Below are 20,875 nucleotides of genomic sequence, written 5' to 3' on the forward strand. Positions count from 1 at the left end.
CCTTGGCACATCAAGCTTTTACCATCTCTTTTTCAATCAACTGAATCAAGATGTGAATCACTTTAATATGAATTTCCTGAATACGGTCTGCATAGCCGAAATGAGGAACTCGAATTTCGATATCCGCAGAACCCGCCATTTTGCCGCCATCTTTACCTGTCAGAGTGATGACTTTCATGCCTTTAGCACGCGCGGCTTCAATAGCTTTAATGATATTACCTGAATTACCTGAAGTGGAAATACCTAACAATACATCCCCTTCACGGCCTACAGCTTCAACATAACGCGAGAAAATGTAGTCATAACCAAAATCGTTACTGACACAAGAGATATGGCTGACATCTGAAATAGCAATTGCCGGATAACCTGGGCGGTTTTCACGGTAACGGCCGGTCAGCTCTTCTGCAAAATGCATGGCATCACAATGGGAACCGCCATTACCGCATGACAATACTTTACCACCCGCTTTAAAAGAATCAGCCAGTAATACGGCTGCGCGCTGAATAGCATTGATATTGTCATCATCTTTCAAAAAGTTTGCCAGTGTGTCTGCTGCTTCATTCAGTTCACTGCGGATTAAATCGTGGTACATGGGAGCCTCTTTATAGTCCTATGGCATCATTATTCTTCCTCAGTCAGTGTACCGGATAGCAGAAACTGCGAGAAGCGCTGTGATGAATTAGCCAGTACGGTTTTGCATTAGCCAAAACAGTTTTAGCGGTTAGTGCTGCCAATTTGTGAGATGAGTTGTAAATAACATGTAATGGTATTGATAAATATAATGAGATGAACTACAACAAATGTATCACTCAACAGGTCAGACCTCCTACATCTCAGGAGCTTCATTATGATGGTTCTAAGCATTGTTGCCTTGCTGGTTCTTATTGGTGTGCTGTTCTATCACCGGGTGAACCTGTACCTCAGTAGTTTGATTCTTGTGGTTTATACCGCAGCGATGGGTGCGGCACAGTTATGGTCATACTGGGCATTACTGCCATTGGTGATTGTTCTGCTGCCTCTGACACTCACACCACTGCGCCAATCCCTGTTTTCAGCACCAGCACTGCGCATGTTCCGTAAAGTCATGCCAGCCATGTCGCGTACTGAAAAAGAAGCGATTGATGCGGGTACCACTTGGTGGGAAGGCGATTTATTCCAGGGCCAACCCGACTGGAAAAAATTGCACAACTATCCAAAACCGCAATTAACCGCAGAAGAACAAGCATTTATTGATGGGCCGGTTGAAGAAGCCTGTCGTATGGCTAATGATTTTCAAATTACCCATGAGTTGGCTGACCTGCCGCCAGAGCTGTGGGCCTATCTGAAAGAGAATCGCTTCTTCGCGATGATCATTAAGAAAGAGTACGGCGGCCTTGAGTTCTCAGCCTATGCTCAGGCGCGGGTACTGCAAAAACTGTCCGGTGTGTCTGGCATATTGGCTATCACCGTCGGCGTACCCAACTCCCTCGGCCCCGGAGAATTACTGCAACACTATGGAACTGAAGAGCAAAAAAATCATTATTTGCCGGGCTTAGCGCGCGGTGACGAGATCCCTTGTTTCGCCCTGACCAGTCCGGAAGCCGGTTCAGATGCCGGTGCCATTCCGGATACCGGCACAGTCTGTATGGGTGAATGGCAAGGCAAACAGGTGCTGGGTATGCGCCTGACCTGGAACAAGCGCTATATCACCCTCGCACCCATCGCCACCGTGCTCGGGCTGGCATTCAAACTGTCTGATCCTGAACATCTGCTGGGCGAAACGGTTGATTTAGGGATTACCTGTGCGCTTATCCCAACCAACACCCCAGGGGTGGAGATCGGCCATCGTCACTTCCCGTTGAACGTACCGTTCCAAAATGGCCCAACCCGCGGTAACGATATCTTTGTACCGATCGATTACATTATTGGCGGGCCAAAAATGGCCGGTCAGGGCTGGCGGATGCTGGTGGAATGCCTGTCTGTAGGGCGTGGTATTACCTTGCCTTCCAATGCCACCGGTAGCTTGAAAAGCGTGGCGATGGGTATCGGCGCTTATGCTTATATTCGCCGTCAGTTCAAAATCTCAATCGGTAAAATGGAAGGGATTGAAGAGCCGTTGGCACGCATTGCCGGTAACGCCTATGTTATGGATGCCGCAGCCACCTTGATTACCAGCGGCATTATGTTGGGTGAGAAGCCGGCGGTGTTATCTGCCATTGTTAAGTATCACTGTACACATCGTGGTCAACGCGCAGTTATGGATGCGATGGATATCGCCGGGGGTAAAGGTATCTGCCTTGGCCCGGCCAACTTTGTCGCCCGTGGTTATCAAGGAGCCCCCATTGGTATCACCGTGGAAGGCGCGAATATCCTGACCCGCAGTATGATTATCTTCGGTCAGGGCGCGATCCGCTGCCATCCGTTTGTACTGGATGAAATGGCGGCTGCGCAATCGAATGATGTTGCCGCTTTTGACAAAGCGCTATTTGGCCACTTGGGTCATGTAGGTAGCAACAAAGTCCGCAGTTTCTGGCTCGGGCTGACCAATGGCCGCACCAGTGCCACGCCGACCAAAGACAGTACTCGTCGTTATTACCAGCATCTGAACCGCTTGAGCGCCAACCTGGCCTTGTTGTCTGATGTCTCGATGGGTGTGCTAGGGGGGAGTCTGAAACGTCGTGAACGAATTTCTGCCCGTTTGGGGGATATTCTTAGCCAAATGTATCTGGCCTCAGCTACGTTGAAACGCTTTGAAGATGAGGGCCGTCAAAAAGAAGATCTGCCACTGGTGCATTGGGGGGTACAAGATGCACTGAATCAGGCAGAACAAGCGCTGGATGATTTACTGCGTAACTTCCCGAATGGCTTTATTGCCGGGTTAATGCGGTTTGTTGTCTTCCCATTTGGGCGCGCTCATCAGGCCCCATCAGACCGTCTGGATCACCAGTTGGCGCAACTGTTGCAAATACCGTCAGCCACCCGCAGCCGTATTGGCCGTGGTCAATATCTGACACCGAGCGAGTTTAATCCGGTAGGTTTACTGGAAGCGGCATTGCAGGATGTGATTGCAGCAGAGCCGATTCATAAGCGCCTGAGTAAAGAGGCAGGCAAGAGCTTGCCATTTACCCGACTAGATAAGCTTGCTAAACGCGCGCTGGCTGAAGGAAAAATCAATGCTGAAGAAGCCGCAATACTGACCAAAGCAGAACATAGCCGCCTGCGCTCTATTAATGTCGATGAATTCGAAGCGGATGCACTAGCGACCAAACCCGTGGCAAAACAGCCGGCAAAACAACGGCAAACTGAAGCGGCATAACGATCTAATCTCATTGAAGTGAGTGTCTAACTCTCTATCCAAAGCCTCCCTTAGCGGAGGCTTTTTTTATCTGCCAGCAAACCACGAACAATCAGTCCAAACTGCTCAGGTTTTCCGGCAAATAACACATTATCAGGCTGAATCTGTAACAAGCGTTGGCGTAAACTTTGACGCCACTCTTTATCCGAAATCAGCCGTACTGTTACTGCAATATACTCTGCCAAATCATGCGCGATTAACTCTTCATCTAACCCCAAACGACGAAATAACCCCTCATCGATATGCTCATGAACTTCGGTTCCACTTAGGCACACACCGGGTAAACCCTGGCGCACGGTATCAACAATCCCATTGGTATTACCAAAGGGAAATGGATTGATAAACAGGTCACACTCATTAATAACCTGTAAGTAATCCAGATACTCCAAATGCTCATAAACTCTGGCTTGAGGAAGAATATCATTAACGGCTTTTTCCATCACCCGATGGGTAATTCCCCAACAGAACCCCACCAGAAAATGAAATACCACTGGTGTTGATGTTTGCCGAGCGATTTCAGCACAAGTGGCTAAAAAGCGAGGGTTAATTTTCATGGCAGAAGCACAAACAGCAATATGTACAGCTGGCCGCTCAGCAAAATGTAATATAGGTTCCGGCTGGCTAATATTGGCGGGCGGCACGTAAGGCAGGCAATCTTTAGGTAATGAGACGACTTTTTCTGAGAAACACCCAATATCACCTAAATAATCCTCCTCCACTAAAACTGCATCAATATAATCAGAATGAGTGGTCGCAGGGTGCCCCAAGGCTATCACTTGCAAAGGGGCCAGGCGCAGGTTAGTCAGCGCAATGGTGAGCGGGAACATCCCAACACTGGGGAAATAGATAACATCGGGAAGCAACTGTTGCGTTAATGCCACAATGGCCTCGACCGCCCCCGCTCGATTAACCTCAGTAAAGTCATCAAACACAGCCCGGGTTATTGTGTCGGTTGCATCAATAATAGTGACACCATGAGTAGAAAACTGCTCGCGCGCCGCCCGTAACGTACTGGAATGAGTGCGATAGATAGAATGACCGCTGTTAAACCATTCAAGAATAACCAGCATCAATGGCTTATCGCGTGATGGCGGTGATAAGTGATTATCAGATAGACCATTGTGTAAGAGTGTGTTGCGTAAGTGGAAATTAATACTGCGTTTGATGGCGTGTTTTTCCGCTATATCAGCATAACTGCAATGCATATAAACATCATGCAAGATACGTTCTGGTAGATGTTCAAGGCTATCGAGTGTCAATAATCGTTCCGGTAACCATCGCAATAAAAGCTCACGCTTTGCGTGCCCCACTACGCTGGGTAAAATTCGCGGGGACAATAAAGCCAGAAATAAGGCTGCCGCTGCATTGGGATTAAATTGCCATAATATATCGGGTTGTAGAGGAATACCGGATTCCGGTAAATACATGACACAGAATTTAAGAAAATTATTCTGCTCAAAGCGAAGAGGATGAGCACATCCCTCACCGACCTGATTAAGATTAGTAATGACGTGATCGGCATGACCAAAGGGGGACGCTGCGAAAATTAATGCAATCCAACGATGGAAATTAATAAGTTGTAAGAATCCTTTTTCAGATAACACAAATCCAGGATCAGAGAATAAGTTGCCAATAGCTGCCGCGAGCCGATTACAATAATGTTCCTGTTGTTGTATCGATTGTTGCTTAAGCGAAAAAACATCCCAGCGACCATATTGAGTGTCCAGTTGCTCCAGCATTAATATCAGTAATCGCCCCGCATCCTCATAACGCCGTACACATACTAAAAATTCGAAATAAGGCAATGAAAAAGCTGTCGAATTCTCTACTTCTTGTGATAACTCAACCGTTTTATCCACCATTATCAGCTCTCCTTGTCACTTCGATATCACGACTTTCCGAGTAAATTTAGCGAGTTAACAAGCCTGTTACTCCTGACCTAAGGTCTTGGTCAGGGGCTTCCACTTTCCTAAAATATGCGTATCGCAAGGCTCGCTACCGGTGGTAACGCTCTCAGGAATACAAACCGCGACACTGATATTGGCCGCGATATCACGCTCAGATTCAGTCACCACAGGCGGCGGCAAGATTTGCTCGTCAAGAGAGCTGAGGATCTGGTTTCGCTTTATGAGTAATGAGCCGAGTTTACTTTCCTTCTGAGGCTGCGTTATCTGCTTTGATAGCGTTTTTCCCTCAGAGATCAAAGTTGGGGTTGGAGTTGGAGTTGGAGTCGGGGTTGGAGTTGACGTTGACGTTGACGTTGATGTTGATGTTGGGTCAGGTTTGGTTCTACCGTCAGGACTATGCTTATCAACCGGCTTGCCATTAATAGTGGCATTGCTACCAATATTTTCCGGCAAGGCTATAAACATCAGTGGCTTATCTGAGCCAGTATTTCCCCCAAGCGCCATCTCAGCTATCACAGCCTTATCATTGAGAAAAATGCCATGATTATTAGCTGAATTGCCATTCACCGAACCACCACTCATTGGGCCATTAATATGAATACCATGACCATCACCAGTAGCATTACCATTAATCGTCGTATTACCGGTGTTGGATACTGGGCCGGTTATCTTGACGCCATGACCATCGGTGGCATTACCGGCTAATGTGGTGTTATCCAGCGTGTTATTGCCGTCAAGCTGCACGCCGGTGCCGATATCGCCGCTGGCATTGCCAGTCACCGCCAGCAGGTCATCGGCTCCGCCGCCAGTGAGCGTGGCATTCGGGCCAATATCCACCCCGATACCCTCGTCGCTCTCGCCATGCACCGCACTGCCATGATTGCCGGTCAGATTGGCTGCGATTTCGATACCCTTGCCATCCGAGCTGTTGCCGTTCAACGTGGCATTATCAAGTTCACTATCGCCATCGACCTTAATGCCTGAGCCGAGATCTGAAGTTCCGTTGACCGTACCACCCGAAATGGCCCCATTCAGTTGCACGCCGTAGCCGTCGTCCGTGGCTTTACCGTCAAGCGTGCTATTGCCTTTATTGGTCAGCGGGCCGTCAATATCAATACCCACACCCTCAGTGGCACTACCGGCTAATGTGGTGTTATCCAGCGTATTATTGCCATTAAGCTGAATACCGCTGCCAGTATAGCTGCGGGCATCACCGGTAACCGCCAGCTGATCGTCGGCTCCGCCGCCAGTGAGCGTAGCATTCGGGCCGACATCCACCCCATTGCCGTCGGTAGTCTCGCCATGCACCGCACTGCTATGATTGCCGGTCAGATTGGCTGCGATGTCGATACCCTTGCCATCCGAGCTGTTGCCGTTCAGCGTGGTATTATCAAGTTCAGTGTCGCCATCGACCTTAATGCCTGAGCCGAGCTCTGAAGTGCCATTTACCGTGCCGCCCGCAATAACGCCGTTCAATTGCACGCCGTCGCCGTCCGTGGCTTTGCCATCAAGCGTGCTATTGCCTTTGTTAGTCAGCGGGCCGTCGATATCAATACCCACGCCCTCGGTGGCACTACCGGCTAATGTAGTGTTATCCAAGGTGTTATTACCATTAAGCTGCACACCGCTACCATGATCCCCGGTCGCATTACCATTGATAACCAACAGATCATCCGTGTCACCACCCACAAGGAGGGTATTCCTATCAATCATCACCCCGGTGCCATCGGTTACATCACCTTGCACTGAGCTGCCGTAATAACCTGACATATTGGCGGTGATTTCCACACCGATACCATCAGTGCTGGTTCCTTTAAGCATGGTGTTGTTAAGAACAGTTTCAGCGCCAACTTTCACCCCGCTACCACCGGACGAAATGCCAGTAACGTGGCTATCATCTAGCGAGCCACTAACCTGCACCCCCACCCCGCTGGCTGAAGTTCCGTTGACAACACTGTTATTGAGTGTTCCATTAACTTGCACCCCGATGCCATCACCTGAAGCTATGCCGTTTAGTCGGGTATTGCCACTATTAGTCAATGAACCGGAAATATCTAAAGCGATACCATCAACAGTTGAACCATTTAAACTGGTATTACTTAAATCGTTATTACCATTGAGTTTTATCCCAGTACCACTATCCATCGTCGCGGTCCCTTGCAAGGTGAGCAAATCCGTTTCACTGGTACCTGTAACATGTAAATTCTCACCAATATCAATGCCATAACCGACACCATCTGTTGTTCCATTAATAATACTCTGATGAATACCGTTTATATCACTGGTTGTCTCCACCCCTATGCCATGAGTACTGCTACCATTGAGCGCGGCATTATCGAGTATGGTATGGGTAATAACACCAGAACCAGGCAATGAATCAACTTTGATACCACTGCCATTAATTGATTTGCCGGTCAGTGCAGTATCCGTGATGGTGGCATTACCGCTAATGCGTAGGCCTTCTGCTTGAATTGAACTGCCAGTCACATTAATACGGTTAATTTGATGTTCGGCACTGAATAAATGAACCCCAGAGCCATCAGTACTGGTTCCTTCAATCGTGACAGGGCCGCTACTATTATTAACCACACCGGAAATAGCCACCCCACTGCCAGCAACACTGCTACCTTTAATTAGCGAGTCACCGTCACCATTTAATACAACTGTATTATTACTAATGGGGAAATTAATACCGGCACCACTGGTTGAACGCCCTTCCATTGTTAAAGAACCATTATTATTAATAGTTAACGTATTAGGGCTTAGATAGCTGATGCCATTTCCGCCCGCAGTCATTTCTGAACCGGTATTTTCACCGAGAAGAGATAACTGGCTATCCTTGGCAATATTAAGGGTATTGGCACCATAAAACGCAATACCATGACGAATTGCACCGGTGCCACCGGTCTCACCTTGGATAGCAATATTCCCTGCAACGGATAAGTTGCCATTGGCTCTAAATAGGGTACCTGCGCCTTGGGTAGTATTAATCGCTTTGCCAATAAGTGAGCCATTTAGCGCTTCGATGCTGTTATTCCCTCCCAGACTTAATACAGAATTTGTGGCAGTGGATAACGTTGATAGTGCTTCACCATAAACCGTAACATTCCCCAATACGGCATTAAGAGCGACATTGTTAAAATAAACATCGCCATCACCGGCTGATGAGCTATTAATATCAATATTCTTCCCAACTGATGTCAAACTCACATTCGCCAGATTAACGGATGAGCGCGGATTTGAACCTTTGCTATTATTGCCTTTTAAACTGATATTCCCTTGTGCAACTAAATGACTACGTGACTCGTCTGATAACCCTTGCACTAGAATGGCTTCACTTGCGGTACTGCTCGTAGCCGCTAACATAAGATCCTTTTGTGCACTGAAGGTTGTATTTTGCCTGATAACAATACCTCTATTGGTTGAAGTTGCATTGGCATTAATATTTCCCGTTAATGTCGTAATATCAGCTTCACGGATAACCACTCCATCAGCGCGACTAGTATTAGATATCAAGTTAACTTCATTTGCTCTAATGTTTGTATTGGCGATGCCAATACTTTTTGATCCATTGTTATTTGCTGTGAAATTTCCATTTTTTGCGGCAAAATTGACATAATCAACACCAATACCAGCCCCTGTCATGTTCTCATGATTATTGGCTATTATTGAGATATCTTTCCCTACCGTAACATTCATTCTATTAGATGCGGTTCCAGTGATTGTCACCGCTTCAACATTCGCTCCGGAGGTATTAACAGCTAGAGATAAATTCTGCCCAGCACTCATTCCACCATTACCTTTAAAATATAATGCTTTATGGTTTGGCGAGCTTAAATTGGCTTTAATATCACCTTTAGCCGTAAGAAAAGTGTTTGTCATCACTACCGCATCGTTATCGCTGATATTGCCATTCAATATAATATTATCAGCACTGATATTAACATTACTAAAAGGGCTACCTTTTATCCCACTGATATTTAAATTAAAATCCTCGCTCTGAGCTTTTATATTAGTATAATCTGCGGAAATAGTACTTCCAACTTCAGTTCCTTTATTAACTGCCACCATAGAGATATTGCCACCAGCAGCCATATTGACCTGAACACTACTGGAGTTACCGCTCATCTTTATTGCATCAGCGCCTGCAGTCGTAGAATTAGTAGTCACACCTTGCAAACTGATATTTTTACTGGCGTTCAGATTAGTATTACCTGAAATCCAAAGCCCTTTATGGGTAGTCGTAGCATTCGCACTAATATTACCTGCGGTTGCCGTAACATGACTATCTCTGAGTAATAAGCCATCAACTCCTTTAGTGTTTATTTCAACGTTAACATTATTGCCACTAATTTGTGAACCTTGAACTCGCAGTCCAAAACTAGTCTGAGTGGTAATTTCGCCATTAATATCAAATGAAATATTGCCAGACTTAGAGACAAGGCTTCCATTAGTAAAATCGACTCCTCCTGAGGTACTACCATTGGCATTTGCCTGGAAGGTTATATTTTTATCGCCAGCAATAGTTGCATTAGTAAATGTTCCCATCCACGAACTCTTAGAATTAGATATCATAGTAAATGACATATTACCTTTCCCAACTAAAACTGAATCACCGGATATATCAATACCACGCCACCCTTGCTGATTAGCATTACTACTTTCACCGGTTATACGTGTTTCACCTGCCACAGTAATATTAGCAGCATTACTAATATTGACGCCTACATGGGATGCCAACCCGGTATTCCCCTCCAGTGTCAGGTTGCCAACCTGATATCTTCCTCCCATAATAATAATGCGTGCTGTATTATTTTTATTGGAATTTTTTACCAGTAAATCCCCACCATTTAATAAAACATCACTATTATTTAATGTAATTGTCGAATCAACTATTGAGTCTCCCGATAATAAATTAAGGTTCAGTTTTCCTGTGGTCGCCGTAATATTATGGCTACTACTAACAATATTGCCGTCAGCCTGTAACGTCAGAGTCGCATCGCCACCCGCTGTTTTATTGATATCAGCTTGCAGCGTAATATTACACCAGCGGCAATTCGTTAAACTGCCATTGCTGGTGGTAATTGTGACATTGGTACCTTTATCGAGCTGAGCATTGATACTGGTGTTCAATATTTGCGTAATATTAGCCATTGGCGTGAAAACCTGGGCATTTTTTACATATCCGGCAGGAATATCACCGACCTGAACCGAGACTCCATTTTCAGCACCACGACTAACAATATTTACCTCTGCCGGATCGAGTAACCAACTGCCCATGTTGCCCATAATCGCACTGGCATCAACCCGACCAAAAGCCTGCAAATTGCGCTGACTGGATGTTTCTACTTGCCCACCATCACCTGACAGTGGCCCACCTCGGGCATGAATATCACCATAGAAACTGGTGTAATATTCAGACCACAAAACTGCGGTGCCGCCAGCCCCTTGATGTGTGGAGGAAACATCAATATGCGCACCTTTGTCCATCACAACCGAACGCGCATTTTTTATCAGCTTATTTTTGCCCTGCCAGTCGCCACCGACCAGTACTTTGCCCCCGCTCTCATCCCCACTCGCATCAATTTTGGTCGCAGCAACCAAATGTATATTTTCTCCGATTAGGATAACATTGCCGCCACGTCCCTGCTGGCTGCTGACATTAATCATCCCCTGCTGACTCACCACACCCTCATTGCCGCCATCGAGGTAAATAACACCATTTTTTTCAGACAAACCACGCGCCTGCAAAATACCGGTATTATCAATCACGGTATTCATCAACATCTCTTTACCCTGTGCGGTCAGTTGAATAACCCCCCCATCAGCTCGAATCAACCCACCATTTTGTAGCAAAGTATTGACCTGCTCGCCTTGAACTTGCACCCCGAGTAAGTTGCCGCGATCCAAATTAAGGGTAACGCGACTGCCGCTCGCTAATGCCACTTTCCCTTGCGGCGTATTGATAACACCGGATGGCTGATTATCAACCTGCTGACCAATCAATGCGATATAGCCACCTGCCGTGGTGTGCAAATTAGCCTGATTCACCAACTTGCCTTCTTGTTTTTGGCTGATCAGCGTATAATTCCCGCTAATAAAGTCATGATTAGACATTGATTTAGTACTGGCAACTAAAGCACCGACATCAACTTGCGCACCTTTACCAAATAAAATGCCATTCGGATTAAGTAAAAAGACCTGACCATTAGCGTTCAGGTTGCCATATATTTGTGATGCATCCCGGCCGATCACCCGGTTCAGCGCGATACTCTGCTGCCCTGGCTGGTTATAAATAACGTTGTTGCCCTGCGCGATATCAAAACTACTCCAATTGATCGCTAACTTATCGCTTTGCTGCGTTACAGTAAGAGTGGTGTTATTAACATCCATCGTCCCTTGGCCAAACACAATATTGCCATTGACCGGCAATGAGGGGTGGGCAAATACCAGTAGTGGTAATGTGCCGAGCACTAATCCCGTCAGAATAGCCAGGTGACTTAATTTTCCAGCCTTCGTATGACTATTATTAATAATTTCTTTGCCGAAAGACGAAAATGATCGACCGTAAGTTCGGGTAAATTCTCCCACAGCAATTAAGCATCCCAACCGACGGCAGAAAATAAGTTTGTATAATTTACTGTTCATTATTCACGTCCATTAAATCTGACAAATATGCCGATAAGCGCTAAAACAACTTGTAAGCGCTAAGCCAAAGTTGGTCGTTATCCGGTTGAGAAGTTGCAGCCTGGCCGGTGCGGTGTGCCCAAGTCAGATTCAAAAAATAATCTGCCGGACGAGAGAGAGTGATATAGGCACCAAAGCCTGATAGGTTAATATTATTTCCCGTCAGTCCCTCGATAGGCTGGCGAAAATAGGATCCCCATCCTTGGTCAAAAAATGCCGCAACCGTGATTTGATTGCCCGCACCAGCCCAGTCTGGAAGCGGGGGTTGCCAGCGAGTCCGTAATTCGGTGGTAAAAAGCGTGCCTTTATCCACCGCTCCTGCGCCAATACCGTAAGCCCGAGCCGCCAATGGTCCTCCCAACAGCAGTTTTTGTGAGCTATCAAGATTCTTACTGGCCATTTGACCGGTAAATTGGTTGAAGAAAGAGAAATAAGGGCCAAAACCTTGATCATGACCCGCGCGATAATTAAAGCGGGCAAAAGTACCGCTAATACCGGTCAATGAATTCATGCTCTGACTAAATTCGTCATCCAATGAAAGATGACCGGCTGTACCCAGTAAATTAAAATGACTTAACCCACGTGGCACTGCGGAAAAAGTGCCATCAATCCCAAACTCACCGGCATCCAGATTACGTTTTTGTTCCGGTAACAGAATAAGTGCATCACGCATTCTGCTCTGATAGTAACCTGCATTCGCATCAATCCGAGCCGCCGAATTACGTATCCACGGATGACTCAGATTAATGCCCCAACGGTTAGAATGACCTCGAGCATCCAATATTTCGAAAGGCCCCTTCAGGGTATAATCCAAATAGCTATAATTAAGCGCTGCGCGGGTGCCATAGGTATTAATCGGAAAATTGTAATCCAGCATGCCATTGAATACATCTGCCGAGCTGGATAAAATAAAATCGGTTCGTAATTGATCTCCCCACCCCGTCAGATTATTGGCAGCCCCTCCGGCTAATAACCGATTATGACCAGAGTAATCATTACCTTGATTATCTATGCCGATATATCCCATCGCGGTCTGTCCTGGGGTAATATCAGCATAAATTCTTGTCATTCCCGATTGGGTTCCTGGCTTTAATGCCAAAGCCGCATCAACTCCCGGTATTTCATTAAGAATGAGAGCAGTTCTTTCAAGACGAGATAATTCAGCCGGTGAAGCCGCACAATCTTTATTACCAAAGAATCCGACTTCTTTACTGCAACTATTACTTTCAATCACAGCAGTAGCAAAGTCAGTGTTCAATCGACTTAGATTATTGACTTCCGGATTATCTAATCGGCCACCAATAATACGAATGACGACCATACCTTCACGAATAGTTTGTGGCGGCAATATTGCCTGAGCGGCAACAAATCCCTGTTGTCGATAGAAACGAGTGACCGCCAAAGTCATGGATTGCAAATCGCTAAAGGTTAATCTCTGCCCTAGCCAGGGAATAATGACTCCACGTAGCGCTTTATTATTTCCGTCGCCAGACTGTAATAACTGAGTATCACCCTCAAATCTAACTTCACGCAAAATGATTGTTTCCGTCGCTGTAGAACGACCAATCGAAGGGGCCGAAATCAAAGGCGGAAGCTTAACTTCAGCCTTCTGTGGCGCAAGCAGTGGTTCCGGTGTGGTTTGCCGTATTTCGTTACTAATCGCACCAGCATTCGGTACATTTATAACCTGAGGAGCGGCAACGGCCTGCGAACAAAAAAAAAGGATTGATATTATTACCATAAAGCTAAAGTAATTCTGATACCGTGATTTTTCTGGATAATAAAAATATCGCATAAAATACGCCTGCTTAGCATGATGACAACGCCAGTTTAAATAAAGAAATCTTAGTTATTTAACGCTGGTCCATTAGGATTAATTTTTAGTTGTACCTTTATAAAAAATAAAATTAAACAGAATGTGCTAGCTGTAATAGTTATAAATATCTTAAAGAGGGGTCGCTGTTGTTTCAGACTAATATTCAGTTCATATTTATAACAAATAGTTATTTATGGTAGATACATCATAATCAACATTAAATAATAATTACATCTCATTCAATTAACTTATTGGAGCAACTTTGTTTATTATAGATAGCAGGATAATAACGCAACAAATTGAAATATATATACTAAAATCAAAGACAATCATCTAAGACACAGGAGGTTCAACTAAAAGCAATGAAATAATAAGCTATAAACAAAAATAATCATGACAATAAAAAACATTAATATCACTTTAGCTTTACCGCTATACCAATCATTAAATGGAATATTAGCCATGTGATTTTTAATTATTATAAATACTATGAGTAATAGTGATTCACATAATAAAAAACCCCGTATTACTTAACGGGGTCATTATATTTTCATTCATATGACTATCGCGTTGAGCTATGGATAATCTTTGCTATCCATTCTGTCTAATACGTGCAATAAAATCATCAATGCTATCTATGCGTGGCGCTGCCAAAATCAAAGTATGCCCCAAACTCAAAGCATGCCGCTGGCATGCCCGGCGCATCTCATCATCAGCGATACTATCCAAATCAGCCACATGGGCCAACCCAATGGTGCGCCGAATCAATTCACTGCCACAATATCCCACTGCATCTTGCCAAACCTGCTGTAGAAATAGCTGGGCGTAACCCGCCGTTGCCAACGCTGAATCTTGTGTTTTTTCCTCGCTTAATGCCAGAAAACGGTGGGCGAAGGTTTCCCACAAAATATGAATATCTTTCAACCGCTGTTCACGGCCCGCCGCCGCGTCCCTTGGGCCAGCTAACCCCGGCAGACCAGAGTAGTTAAGCAGTAAATTACCCAGTGCGGTACCCACATCAAAACCTATCGGGCCATAGAAACCAAACTCGGCATCGATGGCTTTCAGCCGCCCCTCGGCAACAAAAATAGAACCACTATGAATATCACCGTGCAGCAATGCTTCGGCTTTGCTCAAAAAACGGTGCTTTAGCGAAGCGACAGCCAACTTGAGTGCATCATCCTGACGTAATGCCAGCACCTCGGGTAATAGAGCCGGATCGAAATTATTACGCTCATGATCAATGTAGGGATCAGTAAAGAACAGATCTTCGGTAATTTGGCACAATTCCGGGTTGATATAGCGGCTGACTGCGGCCTTTTTAGCTTGGGCCGACTGATAAAAATCGGACGTATGGAATAAGGTTTGCGCTAAATACTCAGCTAATTGCCCCGCCGCTTGCGGATAGTATTTTCCCTTCACCAATTCACTGCGCCAGATTTCGTGATCAGATAAGTCTTCCTGAACCATCACCGCCAACTCTGCATCGTGATGCAGAACATTAACCGTATGTTGTGGGCAAAATTGGCTGTGGGTTAACAGAGTTTCTGCTTCAATTCTGGCGCGATCCAGAGTCAGCGGCCAGGACTCCCCCACACAACGCACATAAGGCAGTGCTTGTTTAACAATCACCCGACTAATCCCGGTAGCATCACGGATTTTAAACACCAGGTTGAGATTCCCATCGCCAATTTCGTCGGCTGTCACCAGCGCCAGTGGATCAGCTATTTGACCAAATTGGCGAGCATATTCAACGGCATCCGTAGCAGTAAATGTATGGTAGCGCGACATCTTCAACCTCATTATTCTTTATCTGATTCTGATTCACTCACCGCCAACCATTTGCTTAGCCGTGAAATTATTCCCTGTTCGAGCAAAAAAATCCGTATTTAGGCGTAAAACCATATAGACGTCTACACATCCGTAAGGTATGTTGGCAGAATAAGAAACCAGATGCAATAACGCAACATGGATTTAACTGACAATGCAGACGCTTAACACGCTTGATTTACAAACGACCAGCTTAAAGATTGTTGATGGGAAGCTGTGGATACTTGACCAACAAACCTTGCCACAACGCCAGGAATGGCTGTCCGCCGATACGGTGGAATTGCTGATTGAGCATATTCAAGCGCTGCGCGTACGCGGCGCGCCATTGATTGGCTTATCAGCCAGCCTGCTGTTGGCTTTGTTGGCAGAGCGCGGTTTGCCGCAAGCCCAGCTTGAACAAGCACTGATTGCGCTGCGGGAATCGCGTCCAACCGCCGTGAATTTAATGAATAATCTGGCGCGGATGCAGCAGGCGTTATTGCAGGCTAATTGGGTCGCAGCCATGCCTCACGAAGCATTGCGTCTGGTCGAGGAAGACCGCGAGTTATGTGAGCAGATTGCCCAGCATGGGGTGCAATTGGTTAAACCTGGCAGCAACTTACTCACCCACTGCAACACCGGCGGGCTCGCCACTGCGGGCATTGGTACGGCTATCGGCGTGCTACTGAAAGCGCATCAGCAAGGTAAGATCAAGCAGGTGTGGGTAGATGAAACCCGCCCATTGCTGCAAGGTGGTCGCTTAACCGCCTGGGAACTCGGCGAATTAGGGATTCCCTATCAATTAATTTGTGATTCGATGGCTGCCAGCCTGATGGCTCAGGGCAGAGTCGATGCTGTCTGGGTGGGCGCTGATCGCATTGCGGCGAATGGTGATGTAGCGAATAAAATTGGTACCTACAGTTTGGCCGTATTGGCGCATTATCACCGCATTCCATTCTACGTAGCGGCCCCGCATACCACTCATGATCCTGACTGCCCAAATGGTGCGGCCATCCCCATAGAGCAACGGGATGCCAGCGAAGTCAAAGGGGTATCAGGCGGTTTCGGCCATTGCCAATGGGCACCTGCGAATGCGCCGGTGTATAACCCGGCGTTTGATGTTACCCCAGCCGCATTAATCAGTGGCTGGGTGCTAGATAGCGGTGTTATCACGCCAGAACAAGTCGCCGCAGGGTTCTTCCAGCCGAAGAGTTAAGCAGTATTTGAAATATTATCCCCAAAGTCATTGGAGTCGCAGGTAAGCGAGCGTAGCTGACACCCCTGCGGCTTTAAGGACGGAGGGGATTAGTCCAGACGCGGGTAGGCATCGGCTATCTTATCGCCGGTAAAACGCGCCACCCAACCCTCTGGATTATCAAATACCCGAATAGCGGTAAAATTCGGTTTAGAACCCATATCAAACCAATGCGGTGTATCCGCTGGAACTGACAGTAAATCATTCTTTTCACAAAGAATTTGGTAAATCTTATCATTGAGATGCAAGCAAAATAACCCAGTTCCTTCGACGAAGAAACGCACTTCATCTTCACCGTGGGTATGTTCTGATAAGAATTTCTCGCGCAATACTTCACGCTGCTCATTATCAGGACGCATACTGATCACATCCCAGCTCTGATAGCCCTTTTCCGCGACCAACCGGTTAATTTCATGCTGATAAGCTGCAATCACAGCGTCCGGTTGTGGGTTCTCGCCCAGTTCGCGATCCGCCTGCCAGCGCTCAAATCGTACGCCAATAGCGGTCAATTGCTGTTGAATTTCCTCAGCATCGCGGCTTTGCCACAGCGGCTGTTCTGGCTGCTCATCACTAAAAATGGTTAATCCGCTCATGCTGTAAAACCCTCTATGTCTATTTCATCAAAACGGCTGACTTGGGGATGACGGCTTTCGCTGTCGGGAAGATCTCGAATCAACTGACAAGTCTGCCAACCGGCAAGCTGTGCGGCATCCAATTCCTGGCGGATATCAGATAAAAACAGCAATGCTTGCGGGGCAATAGCCAGCTGATGAGCAATATTCTGGTAAGCGCTCACTTCGCGCTTTGCCCCAACATGGGTATCAAAATAACCACTGAATAATGGCTGTAAATCACCTGCATCACTGTAACCAAACAATAATTTCTGAGCATCAACCGAGCCGGATGAATAGATATACAACTTCAGCCCTTGCTGCTGCCAATCAGCCAGTTGCGGCGGAACATCGGGGTACAGATGGCCACGAAAATCACCTTGCAGATAGCCGCTGCGCCAAATAATGCCCTGAATGGCTTTTAGTGCAGTAGATTTGCGGTCTTCATCCATAAAACTGTGCAATGTGGTAATCAGAGTTTCAATATCTGCATCCGGTTGTTCAATTTCACGCCGCAAGCTGAGCAGTGCGCTCGCAACCTCTTCATCCTGCTGATGTTGACGTAAAAAAGGCGTCAACCGCTCGCGGGCATAGGGAAACAACACTTGGTGAACAAAGCGGATGTCGGTAGTGGTGCCTTCAATATCGGTCACTATTGCCTGAATCATTTTGCCCCCAGTTTAAAATTGGCATCCAACAGACGGCGTTGCAGTTCACACTGGAACAAAAATTCCAGCCCTTCCAAATGACGGCGGGCTTCAGACACACTATTTCCCCAACAATACAAACCATGCCCACGGACCAAAAAGCCATAACGTAATGGATGATTATCAGCCAGCGCGGCAACTCGCTGTGCCAAGGCCGGGATATCCTGATCATTATCGAAGATGGGGATCACCACGCTATCCAGATGACTGCGTTGCCCTGAGAGGGATTTCTGCATCTCGTAGCCGTGCAATACCAACTCATTGCTACGCTCGACGCGCGATAGCACCGTAGCATTCACCGAGTGAGTATGTAATACCGCATTGATTTCAGGGTACAGCCGATAAAGCAGGGTATGCAGGCCCGTTTCCGCTGACGGGGTGCGCCCGCTGGGAACATGGTTATTGGCCGTCTCCACCAGCAAAAAATCATCCGCAGTCAAACTCCCTTTATCTTTGCCCGACTCCGTAACCAGACATTGAGTGGAATCCAGTCGCAGGGACATATTGCCGCCGGTCGCTGGGCACCAGCCCTTCTCGCCAATCCAGTGGCAGGCGGCTAGCAGCGCGCCGAGTTGTACATTTTCTGTCATTGCATATCCCTGTTGTGGTGTTGATGTGCTATGGCATGTTGCCACTGCAATCGGCATGACGACATTTGTTAGCGCAAAAAAATCATTAGCACAATTTTATCTATGCTTAGCCAATTTCGTCATTTAGCCGTTTAAACATCTAAGCGTCTTGATTGCCAAATCTTAACATCGTGTTATATTGACAGCAACATACAGCGCCAGGAGTATTCACCTGCCATGAGCACTTTATCTTTTATTCCAGACAGTAAATTACCCGCACAGGGCACCACAATCTTTACGCAAATGAGTGCATTGGCGCAAAAACATCAAGCAATTAACCTGTCGCAAGGCTTCCCTGATTTTGATGGCCCAGATTATTTAAAACAACGATTAGCCTATCATGTTAGTCAGGGCGCAAACCAATATGCTCCCATGACCGGCGTCGCACCGCTACGCACCGCCATCGCCGAGAAAACAGCTAAAATCTATGGCTGGAAACCCGATGCCGATAGCGAAGTCACTGTCACCACCGGTGCCAGCGAAGCTCTCTTTGCCGCCATTACCGCGTTGGTGCGCCCAGGCGACGAAGTTATTTGCTTCGATCCCAGCTATGACAGTTATGCCCCAGTAGTTAAATTGGCCGGAGGAATACTCAAACGCATTGCGCTTAAACCTCCCGCATTCAACACCGACTGGGCTGAGTTTGCTGATTTGATATCTGAACGCACCCGATTGGTGATTGTGAATACGCCACATAACCCCTCGGCAACAGTGTGGCGCGCAGCAGATTTTGAACAATTGTGGCAAGTGATTGCTGAGCGCAATATTTATGTTCTCAGTGATGAAGTATACGAACATATTTGCTTCAGCGCGGCAGGCCATGCCAGTGTGTTGGCCCATCCACAATTGCGCCAGCGGGCTATTGCAGTCTCCTCTTTCGGCAAAACTTTTCATATGACCGGCTGGAAAGCGGGTTATTGCATCGCCCCCGTGGCGATCAGTGCCGAAGTCCGCAAAATTCACCAATATTTGACATTTTCGGTGTGCACTCCAGTCCAGTGTGCACTGGCTGACATGCTTAATAGCGAACCGGAACATTGGCAACAATTGCCGGAATTCTACCGCGCGCGCCGAGATCGATTCGTCAATGCGCTGTCAGCCAGCCGATTCAATATTCTGCCCAGTGAAGGAACCTACTTCTTGTTGGCCGACTACAGCGCTATTTCTGATCTCGACGATGTTGAGTTCTGCAAATGGCTCACCGAACACGTAGGTGTCGCCGCGATACCTTTATCAGTATTCTGCGCAGGCCCATTCCCCCATAAATTAATCCGGTTGTGCTTCGCCAAACAGGATGCCACGCTGGATGCTGCTGCGGAGCGATTGTGTCAACTTTAAAACTAACTCTGCTGCAACAACCGCTGGTGTGGCTGGATGCTCAGGCGAATCTACGCCACTTTGACATGTTGCTGGAATCCATACAGCAGCGTGATGTGATTGTATTGCCGGAAATGTTTACCACCGGTTTCGCGATGAATGCCGCTGAAAATGCATTGCCAGAAACTGAGGTTATTGATTGGTTACGCCACTGGTCGGTGCGCACCAATGCCCTGATTGGCGGCAGCGTAGCTCTGAATACCCCTGACGGCGCGGTTAACCGTTTTCTGTTGGTGCAGCCAGATGGAACAATCCATCACTATGACAAACGCCACTTATTCCGTATGGCTGGTGAGCACCATCACTACCTGGCGGGTAAAGAGCGTAAAGTTGTTGAGTGGCGCGGCTGGCGAATTCTGCCGCAAGTCTGTTATGACCTGCGCTTTCCGGTGTGGTCGCGCAATCAGCAAGATTATGATTTAGCTCTGTATGTCGCTAACTGGCCTGCCGCCCGCGCTAAACATTGGCAAACGCTATTGGCGGCACGAGCAATAGAAAATCAGGCTTATGTCGCTGGCTGCAATCGGGTTGGTCATGATGATAATGGTCATCATTATCAGGGTGATAGTGTGATTTTGGATGCTCAGGGCGAGATTCTGGCCCAGGCAGAACTGGGGCAAGCGGCGCAACTGGATGCAGAGTTGTCTTTAGAAACCTTACAAGCCTATCGGGAAAGGTTTCCGGCTTTCCACGATACCGATAAGTTTTTATTGTTGTAAGTGCTGAACGATGGGGAGCAGGCG

12 protein-coding genes are annotated in these 20,875 nt (G+C 46.9%); 4 read left to right on the forward strand and 8 right to left on the reverse strand.

The window, feature by feature from the left end; all coding sequences use genetic code 11:
* Positions 1 to 10 precede the first annotated feature (10 nt).
* Positions 11 to 592, reverse strand: a complete 582-nt coding sequence (lpcA, locus tag QSV56_RS03985) for a D-sedoheptulose 7-phosphate isomerase (RefSeq protein WP_005167499.1) — start codon at positions 590 to 592, stop codon at positions 11 to 13.
* Positions 593 to 847: 255 nt separating this feature from the next.
* On the opposite strand from lpcA, the gene fadE reads away from it, so the two are divergent.
* Positions 848 to 3,295 (forward strand): acyl-CoA dehydrogenase FadE, encoded by a 2,448-nt coding sequence (fadE, locus tag QSV56_RS03990; RefSeq protein WP_046695369.1) that lies wholly within the window; start codon positions 848 to 850, stop codon positions 3,293 to 3,295.
* Between the two features lie 50 nt (positions 3,296 to 3,345).
* Here the strand turns inward: fadE and QSV56_RS03995 are convergent, their stop codons facing one another.
* The 4 genes from QSV56_RS03995 to mtnK form a co-directional block, all read right to left on the reverse strand.
* The gene (locus tag QSV56_RS03995; protein ID WP_050298528.1) at positions 3,346 to 5,196 is read right to left on the reverse strand and encodes a glycosyl transferase; all 1,851 of its coding nucleotides are present in this window, start codon (positions 5,194 to 5,196) and stop codon (positions 3,346 to 3,348) included.
* A gap of 66 nt (positions 5,197 to 5,262) precedes the next feature.
* The gene (locus QSV56_RS04000; protein WP_301210821.1) at positions 5,263 to 11,889 is read right to left on the reverse strand and encodes a filamentous hemagglutinin N-terminal domain-containing protein; all 6,627 of its coding nucleotides are present in this window, start codon (positions 11,887 to 11,889) and stop codon (positions 5,263 to 5,265) included.
* Between the two features lie 40 nt (positions 11,890 to 11,929).
* Positions 11,930 to 13,723: a ShlB/FhaC/HecB family hemolysin secretion/activation protein gene (locus QSV56_RS04005; protein ID WP_301210823.1), complete on the reverse strand. Its 1,794-nt coding sequence runs from the start codon at positions 13,721 to 13,723 to the stop codon at positions 11,930 to 11,932.
* Between the two features lie 612 nt (positions 13,724 to 14,335).
* Positions 14,336 to 15,535: an S-methyl-5-thioribose kinase gene (mtnK, locus tag QSV56_RS04010; protein ID WP_301210825.1), complete on the reverse strand. Its 1,200-nt coding sequence runs from the start codon at positions 15,533 to 15,535 to the stop codon at positions 14,336 to 14,338.
* A 193-nt stretch (positions 15,536 to 15,728) separates the two neighbouring features.
* Between mtnK and mtnA the strand changes: the two genes are divergently transcribed.
* On the forward strand, positions 15,729 to 16,769 hold the full coding sequence (gene mtnA / locus QSV56_RS04015; RefSeq protein ID WP_242365340.1) for an S-methyl-5-thioribose-1-phosphate isomerase: 1,041 nt from the start codon (positions 15,729 to 15,731) through the stop codon (positions 16,767 to 16,769).
* Between the two features lie 89 nt (positions 16,770 to 16,858).
* Here the strand turns inward: mtnA and QSV56_RS04020 are convergent, their stop codons facing one another.
* The 3 genes from QSV56_RS04020 to QSV56_RS04030 are packed head-to-tail and all read right to left on the reverse strand — an operon-like array spanning position 16,859 to position 18,716.
* A complete protein-coding gene (locus tag QSV56_RS04020) occupies positions 16,859 to 17,401 on the reverse strand; it encodes an acireductone dioxygenase (RefSeq protein WP_019081371.1) in 543 nt (180 codons plus the stop codon).
* Positions 17,398 to 18,087, reverse strand: a complete 690-nt coding sequence (gene mtnC / locus QSV56_RS04025; RefSeq protein ID WP_301210829.1) for an acireductone synthase — start codon at positions 18,085 to 18,087, stop codon at positions 17,398 to 17,400. The genes QSV56_RS04020 and mtnC overlap by 4 nt, the downstream gene beginning before the upstream one ends.
* On the reverse strand, positions 18,084 to 18,716 hold the full coding sequence (locus QSV56_RS04030; RefSeq protein ID WP_026018049.1) for a methylthioribulose 1-phosphate dehydratase: 633 nt from the start codon (positions 18,714 to 18,716) through the stop codon (positions 18,084 to 18,086). The genes mtnC and QSV56_RS04030 overlap by 4 nt, the downstream gene beginning before the upstream one ends.
* A gap of 216 nt (positions 18,717 to 18,932) precedes the next feature.
* Between QSV56_RS04030 and QSV56_RS04035 the strand changes: the two genes are divergently transcribed.
* Together QSV56_RS04035 and QSV56_RS04040 are read left to right on the forward strand one after the other, a co-directional pair.
* Complete coding sequence (locus QSV56_RS04035; protein ID WP_301210832.1) at positions 18,933 to 20,093, forward strand: pyridoxal phosphate-dependent aminotransferase; 1,161 nt, start codon at positions 18,933 to 18,935, stop codon at positions 20,091 to 20,093.
* Positions 20,081 to 20,851: an amidohydrolase gene (locus QSV56_RS04040; protein ID WP_046051497.1), complete on the forward strand. Its 771-nt coding sequence runs from the start codon at positions 20,081 to 20,083 to the stop codon at positions 20,849 to 20,851. Before QSV56_RS04035 ends, QSV56_RS04040 begins: the two co-directional genes overlap by 13 nt.
* Positions 20,852 to 20,875 lie beyond the last annotated feature (24 nt).

The organism is Yersinia sp. 22-579, from assembly GCF_030433455.1.
In the GTDB taxonomy this organism is placed as follows: Bacteria; Pseudomonadota; Gammaproteobacteria; order Enterobacterales; family Enterobacteriaceae; genus Yersinia; species Yersinia enterocolitica.